We start from the raw sequence: 6,297 nt of genomic DNA, 5'->3' as shown, positions 1-6,297 counted from the left end.
CACCCGCACACAACCCACCCAGCTCGGGTCGGTTCAGGTGCCGGCCCGCGGCAGTGCGAATTCGCACCACACCGCCTTGCCGCCGCCGGGGGCGCGGCGGGAGCCCCAGTTGGAGGCGATCGTGGCGAGGATGGCGATGCCTCGGCCGGACTCGTCGGCCGGTTCGGCGTGGCGGCGGCGTGGGAGGTGGTCGTCTCCGTCGGTGACCTCGACGATCAGGCGGCGGTCGGTGCGGCGCAGGCGCAGGCGCATGGGTGGGGTGCCGTGCTGGAGGGAGTTGGCGACCAGTTCGCTGGCTGCCAGGACGCCGAGGTCGTGGAGGTCCGGGGGGAACCGCCAGCTCGTGAGGACGCCGGAGGCGAAGGCGCGGGCTCGCGGGGCCGCTTCCACACCGCCGAGCAGTTCCAGGGCGGCGTTGCGGAAGAGTTCGCTGTCGGCGCCGGTGCGGGCCGGGTGCTGGAGGACAAGGACGGCCACGTCGTCGTCGTGGTCGGCCGTGACGCCCGCCGAGCGGACCAGGCGGTCGCAGATCACCTGGGGGGTGCCGGTGGCGCCGGCGAGGGCGCTCTCCAGGGCTTCGATGCCCTCGTCCAGGTCCGCGTCGCGGCGCTCGACCAGTCCGTCCGTGTAGAGCACGGCGGTGGAGCCGGGGCCCAGGGGTACGGAGCCTGAGGTGTGCATCCAGCCGCCCGTGCCGAGCGGGGGGCCGGTGGGTTCGTCGGTGCGCAGGACCGCTCCGGTCTCGTCGCGGACGAGGATCGGCAGGTGGCCCGCCGACGCGTAGACCAGGCGGCCCTCGTTCGGGTCGTGGACGGCGTACACGCAGGTGGCGATCTGGTTCGGGTCGATCTCCGTGGCGAGGCCGTCGAGGAGCTGGAGGACCTCGTGCGGGGGCAGGTCCAGGCGGGCGTACGCGCGGACCGCCGTACGGAGTTGGCCCATGACCGCTGCCGCCCGTACTCCTCTGCCCATGACGTCGCCGATGACCAGGGCGGTGCGGCCGCCGCCGAGGGTGATGACGTCGTACCAGTCGCCGCCGACCGCGGCCTCCGTGCCGCCGGGGTGGTAGACGGCGGCGATGCGCAGGTCGTCGGGCTGCTCCAGCTCCTGGGGGAGCAGGGAGCGCTGGAGGGTGACGGCCGTTTCGCGCTGGCGGCGTTCGCTGGTGCGCAGCCGCTCGGCGGCCTCGGCGTGGTCGGTGACGTCGGCGGCGAAGATGAGCACCCCGCCGCCGGCCTTGCCGTCGACGCCGCCGGAGGGGCCGCTCCCTTCGGGAGTGGCCGAGATGTCGACGGGCGTGCAGGTGATCGTGTAGGAGCGTCCGCCGGGTGCCTTGCGGGACTTGACCGTACGGGGCCGGGAGCTGCGCAGTACCTGGTCGAGGAGCGGCAGCAGGCCGAGTTCTTCCAGTTCGGGCAGGGCCTCGCGCGCGGGCTCGCCGATCGGGCGGGTGCCGAAGGCGGCGGCATAGGCGTCGTTGACGTACGCGATGCGGTGGTCGGGGCCCTGTACGAGGGCGACGAGGGCCGGGATGCGGTCGAGGACCTCGCGGGTCGCCAGCTCGTTGACGGCGGGTGCGCATGGCGTGCCGTCGGTCGGTTGCTCGGCGCGCGCCGCGGGTACGGAGCCTTCTCCCCTCCGGTCGGGGGTGTCCGCGAGTTCGGTCCGCGCTGGGGGGCGGCGCTGCATTCCGGGGAGCCGGGGGCTCCAGCGGGTGAAGTTCACCGATTCCTTGCCTCGTCTTGTCGTCTGGGGCCGGCCCCGGATCGGCCGGGGGTCCGGGTGTCCCCCGGGAGGTGCAGTACCGAATCCTCGTCTTGTGTTGTGGGGACGCGGGCCCGCTCCGGATCCGGCCCGCGTCGCAGACGCTATCCAGAAGTGTGTCCCCGTAGGCGCAGCACTGGGGGAACACCTCGTGGAGGTGCGCAGGGTCTGTCGGCCCGCCCAAGGTCGTGCACCGGGATGGTGGACCAGATCGTGGACCAGTCTGGCAGCCCGGCCGACCGGGCCGACATCCGTCAGACGCCGGTCCGGTCGGTGGAGTTCCTGGATCCGGTCAGGACGACCCCTTCGGGTCCTTCGAAGGCTTTCCACCGGCAGCGAGTTCGAACTCCGCACGGGGATGTTCGAGTGAACCCAGGGAGACGATCTCCCGTTTGAAGAGCCCTGAGAGGGTCCATTCGGCGAGCACCCGTGCCTTGCGGTTGAACGTGGGGACCCTGCTCAGGTGGTAGACGCGGTGCATGAACCAGGCGGGGTAGCCCTTCAGCTTGCGCCCGTAGACGTGAGCAACGCCCTTGTGCAGTCCCAGGGAGGCGACCGAACCGGCGTACTTGTGGGCGTACGTCTCCAGGGGCTCGCCGCGCAGTGAGTGGACGATGTTGTCGCCGAGCGCCTTGGCCTGGCGCACGGCGTGCTGCGCGTTGGGGGCGCACTCCTTGCCGGGCTCCTCGGCGGTGGCGTCGGGGACGGCGGCCGCGTCGCCGGCGGACCAGGCGTGCTCGGCGCCCTCGACGGTCAGCTGGGCGGTGCACTTCAGCCGGCCGCGCCCGTTGAGCGGCAGGTCGGTCGCGGCGAGGACGGGGTGCGGTTTCACGCCGGCGGTCCACACGAACGTACGGGTCGGGAAGCGTGCCCCGTCGCTGAGGACGGCGACCCGGTCGGCGCACGACTCGATCCGGGTGTCCAGGCGTACGTCGATGTTGCGACGGCGCAGTTCGGTGACGGCGTACTTGCCCATCTCCTCACCGACCTCGGGCAGGATGCGGCCCGTGGCCTCGACGAGGATCCACTTCATGTCGTCGCGTGTGACGTTGTGGTAGTAGCGCGCGGCGTAGCGGGCCATGTCCTCCAGCTCGGCGAGCGCCTCCACGCCGGCGTAGCCGCCGCCCACGAAGACGAACGTCAGGGCCGCGTCGCGGATCGCGGGGTCGCGGGTGGAGGAGGCGATGTCCATCTGTTCGATGACGTGGTTGCGCAGGCCGATGGCTTCCTCGACGGTCTTGAACCCGATGCCGTGTTCGGCGAGTCCGGGGATCGGGAGGGTGCGCGAGACCGAGCCCGGGGCGAGGACGAGCTCGTCGTAGGTGATCTGCTCCGCGCCCGCGCCCTCCTCCTCGGTGGCGAGGGTGGTGAGCGTCGCGGTCCGTTTGGCGTGGTTGATCGCCGTGGCCTCACCGATGACGACCTTGCAGAGGTCGAGCACGCGGCGCAGTGGCACCACGACATGGCGCGGCGAGATGGAGCCCGCGGCGGCCTCGGGAAGGAAGGGCTGATACGTCATATAAGGGTCGGGCGAGACGACGACGATCTCGATCGCGCCACTCTTGAGCTCCTGTTTCAGCCTCCGCTGGAGACGCAGAGCGGTGTACAGCCCGACGTAGCCGCCGCCGACGATGAGGATGCGCACACGTTCCTTCACCATCCCATGACGCACCCGACTCTGGAGTTTGTCCACAGGCCCGGCAATTTGTGTGACCGGAAGCCGTGCGCGCGCAGGGTTGGCCGAAATGCCGGAGTACGGGAAGTAACCGCAGGTCAGATAGTGTGATCCCGGTGACAGCAGGGGGTTCAATCGGGGCATATCCGGCCCGTAGTCCGATCGGGGGGCGCTCCGTGCGGAACCTGCCCCTTCTGAATTGACTCCGTCTCAACTATGTTCGTGTCTTGACGGGGTGTAGGGGTGCGCCGCCCGACGGGTCCGCGACGGGCGGTCACGTCGGATACGGGGCGGTTCGCGACAGGCGGGTCGGCTCGTGGACCATGCTCGTTCCTCACGCTCCAGCTTCAATGGCGGGGAGAGTCTCCGGGGGGAGACGTCATTACCGGGGGAACACATATGCATATTCAGGACTCTCATTGGTCTTCCGCTTCGGTCGTCGCACCGAACGGCACGATGAGTGCGGCAGGGATCAATGGACGCGCGGACCAGGCGCGTACGGCCCCGCTGCGCGTGGACGCACAGCGCAATCTGGAGCACGTACTGCGGGCGGCGCGCGAGGTCTTCGGCGAGCTGGGGTACGGCGCGCCGATGGAGGACGTGGCCCGGCGCGCGCGGGTGGGTGTCGGCACGGTGTACCGGCGCTTCCCGAGCAAGGACGTACTGGTCCGGCGGATAGCCGAGGAGGAGACCTCCCGGCTGACCGACCAGGCGCGTGCGGCACTGGGGCAGGAGGACGAGCCGTGGTCGGCGCTGTCGCGCTTCCTGCGGACGTCGGTGGCCTCGGGTGCCGGGCGGCTGCTGCCGCCGCAGGTGCTGCGCGTGGGGGTCGCCGAGGACGGGCCGGACGGGGTCGTCGTGGACACCGCGCGGGTGCCGCAGCAGCGGTCCCAGCCGACGACCGAGCTGCGGCTCGTGTCCGGGTCCGGGTCCCAGGACGCCTCGGTGGACGACGACGCGGGTGCCTCGGCACTCCTCGAGGTCGTGGGGCAGCTCGTGGACCGGGCGCGGGAGGCAGGTGAGCTGCGTCCGGACGTGACCGTGTCGGACGTCCTGCTGGTGATCGCCACGTCGGCGCCGTCGCTGCCGGACGCCGCGCAGCAGGCGGCCGCGTCGGCGCGGTTGCTGGACATCCTGCTGGAGGGGTTGCGGTCGCGGCCCTCGTGACCTGCTGATCTCGCCGGCCCGGGTCGCGCAGCGGTCCGTCGTGTCAATTCCCGTACGGGGAACGCCCACTGGGGCTTCCCCGTACGGGGCGAGGGGCAGGGCCCCTACAGCCTGGTGCTGAACAAAGGTCAATGTGGCACTCTGACTCGGTGTTGTGGACCGGGTCTCCAGGCTGCGAGGGCTTTCCGCGATGAACGTTGACGGGCGGGACGAGCCACTCGATGAGAGTGGCGACGACGGCACGGAGCTCAGTGGACCGACCTCACGGCAGGTGCCCAGCCAGGGCGGCCGGCCCGAGGGCGTTCCGGGCGTCCCCCGTCCCGGAGGCGTGTCCGGACGCACCGGTGGGGTGTCCGGACGCACAGGTGGCGTGCGCGGCCACAGCGTTCCGGCGCAGCGTGAGCGGTCCGGCGGCGTCCTGCGGCCGACGCGGAAGCACGACCCCGATCTGCCGCCGTCCGACTCCGAACTGATCGGGCGGATGCGTGCGGGCGACGACGCGGCGTACGAGGAGCTGTACCGGCGCCATGCGTCGGCCGTGCGCCGGTACGCGCGCACCTGCTGCCGGGACGCGCACACCGCCGACGACCTCACCGCCGAGGTCTTCGCCCGAGTACTGCAGGCGGTGCGCGGCGGCAGCGGTCCCGAACACGCCGTTCGCGCCTATCTGCTCACCACGGTCCGCCGCGTCGCCGCGAACTGGACCAAGTCGGCCAAACGGGAGCAGCTGGTCGACGACTTCGCGGTGTTCGCCACGGAAGCGGCCCGTAGCGCCGAGGCGTCCGACGCCACCGCGTCCCTGGGCGCCTTCGGAGCGGGCTTCGACCTGGGTGCGGACGTGCGGGCGATGCACGGCGCCGAACAGTCGATGGCCATGCGGGCGTTCCGGTCGCTTCCCGAGCGGTGGCAGGCCGTGCTGTGGCACACCGAGGTCGAGGACGAGTCGCCGAGCGAGGTGGCCACGCTCTTCGGGCTGGACGCCAACGGCACGCGCGTCCTCGCCAGCCGCGCGCGTGAGGGCCTGAAGCAGGCGTACCTCCAAGCGCATGTGAGCGCCGCGCTCGCCACCAACTCCGAGGAATGCGCCCGCTACGCCGACCGGCTCGGCGCGTACGCCCGCGGCAGTCTGCGCACCCGGGCCGAGAGAGGGCTGCGCAAGCACCTGGAGGAGTGCGTCAAGTGCCGGCTGGCCGCCGGTCAGATCCAGGAGGTCGCGAGCGGTATCCCCGCCGTCGTACCGGTCGCGGTCATCGGGTGGTTCGGCGCCGCCGGGTACGCAAAGGTGGCCGCCCTCGTCGCCGGTGGCGCCGGTGCGGGTGCGGCCGGTGCCGCGGGCGCGGCCGTCGTGGCGGGCGGCGGCTCGGGCGGGGCGGGCGCCGGTGGTGGAACCGCGCTCTCGGAGGGGCTGGGCGCGCCGGTGAAGGCCGGTGTCGCGACGGGTGTCGTCGCGGTCGGTGTCGTCACGGCGGTCGTGATCGCGATGGCGGGCGGCGACGAGGGGCGGGGCAGACCGGTGGCCGGTCCGTCCCCTTCGCATGTCGTCGAGGCCACGCCCGAACCGGAACCGTCGGCGCCCTCGAAGAAGACTCCCTCAAAGGAGTCCCCCTCGCAGAGATCTCCCTCGACGACGGAGTCCGCGCCCAGGCCGCAGGTCCCAGCGGTGGCCCCTCGGGCGGCCCCCGTCCCCACGC

At 72.0% G+C, this 6,297-nt stretch carries 4 protein-coding genes; 2 read left to right on the top strand and 2 right to left on the bottom strand.

What is annotated here, in order from left to right:
- Positions 1 to 33: 33 nt before the first annotated feature.
- Positions 34 to 1,725, bottom strand: a complete 1,692-nt coding sequence (locus FNH08_RS41930) for an ATP-binding SpoIIE family protein phosphatase (protein ID WP_322726327.1) — start codon at positions 1,723 to 1,725, stop codon at positions 34 to 36.
- A gap of 331 nt (positions 1,726 to 2,056) precedes the next feature.
- The gene (locus FNH08_RS41925) at positions 2,057 to 3,424 is read right to left on the bottom strand and encodes an NAD(P)/FAD-dependent oxidoreductase (RefSeq protein ID WP_152776757.1); all 1,368 of its coding nucleotides are present in this window, start codon (positions 3,422 to 3,424) and stop codon (positions 2,057 to 2,059) included.
- Positions 3,425 to 3,838: 414 nt separating this feature from the next.
- Between FNH08_RS41925 and FNH08_RS41920 the strand changes: the two genes are divergently transcribed.
- Both FNH08_RS41920 and FNH08_RS41915 read left to right on the top strand, forming a co-directional pair.
- Positions 3,839 to 4,606: a TetR/AcrR family transcriptional regulator gene (locus FNH08_RS41920; protein ID WP_152776756.1), complete on the top strand. Its 768-nt coding sequence runs from the start codon at positions 3,839 to 3,841 to the stop codon at positions 4,604 to 4,606.
- 190 nt (positions 4,607 to 4,796) lie between these two features.
- Positions 4,797 to 6,297 (top strand): sigma-70 family RNA polymerase sigma factor (locus tag FNH08_RS41915; RefSeq protein WP_194238808.1); only part of this gene is annotated, 1,501 nt, incomplete at its 3' end.

It is taken from the genome of Streptomyces spongiae (assembly GCF_009377185.1).
In the GTDB taxonomy this organism is placed as follows: Bacteria; Actinomycetota; Actinomycetes; order Streptomycetales; family Streptomycetaceae; genus Streptomyces; species Streptomyces spongiae.
Note: the sequence above shows the minus strand (reverse complement) of the source record. Positions and strands in the feature narration are given on the sequence as shown.

Excerpts from the sequence above, each read along its gene's own strand:
- FNH08_RS41925 (WP_152776757.1), bottom strand. The coding sequence starts at position 3,424 with ATGGTGAAGGAACGTGTGCGCATCCTCATCGTCGGCGGCGGCTACGTC.
- FNH08_RS41920 (WP_152776756.1), top strand. The coding sequence starts at position 3,839 with ATGCATATTCAGGACTCTCATTGGTCTTCCGCTTCGGTCGTCGCACCG.